Origin of the sequence: Nonomuraea cypriaca (genome assembly GCF_015645445.1) — a bacterium.
Lineage (GTDB): Bacteria > Actinomycetota > Actinomycetes > Streptosporangiales > Streptosporangiaceae > Nonomuraea > Nonomuraea cypriaca.
Genome location: NZ_JADOGI010000561.1, coordinates 1 through 766 on the forward strand (window position 1 = coordinate 1; position 766 = coordinate 766).

Sequence of the window (766 nt, forward strand, 5' to 3'; positions counted from 1 at the left end):
GGAGCGGGCTGCGGCCCGGAGTACGGCTCCGAACCCGCGCCCGCGAAGGCCGGCGGCTGGTTGCCGGGGATGGCCGGCGGCTGGTCACCGGTGAACGGCGCGGGCCTGCTGCCCGAGAAGGCGGGTGGCTGGTTGCCCGAGAAGGACGGCGTACCGGAGAAGGAGGGGGTCTGGGAGCCGAGCATGTTCTCCGGGATGAGCACCATCGCGGTCAGGCCACCGGCGGCGTGCGGGCGCAACTGCACCCGGATGCCGTGCCGGTGCGCCAGCCTGGCGACCACGAACAGACCCATCCGCCGCGACACCGACACGTCCACGCTCGGCGCGTCGGTCAGCCGGTCGTTGGCCTGGATCAGCTCCTCCTGCGTCATGCCGATGCCGTTGTCCGTGATCGACAGCATCACGCCGCCGCCGTCGATCCTGCTGCCGGACACCGACACCCGCGTCTCGCGCGGGGAGAACGACAGCGCGTTCTCGACCACCTCGGCGAGCAGGTGGATGACGTCGTTGACGGCCTGGCCGGCCACCGACACGCCGTCGGGCACCTGGAGCACGACCCGCTCGTAGTTCTCCACCTCCGACAGGGAGGCGCGGGCCACGTCGACCAGCTTCACCGGCTGGCTCCACCGGCGCGGCGGGTCCTGGCCGGCGAGCACCAGCAGGTTCTCGCTGTTGCGGCGCATGCGGGTGGCCAGGTGGTCCAGCTTGAACAGGTTCCCCAGCCGCTGCTCGTCCTGCTCACCCTGCTCCAGACCGTCGATCAGAG

The 766-nt window shown here is 71.5% G+C and carries 1 protein-coding gene; it reads right to left on the reverse strand.

From position 1 onward, the window contains the following. Positions 1 to 766: sensor histidine kinase (locus ITP53_RS55610; RefSeq protein WP_236052267.1), on the reverse strand; the 766-nt coding region annotated here is incomplete at both ends.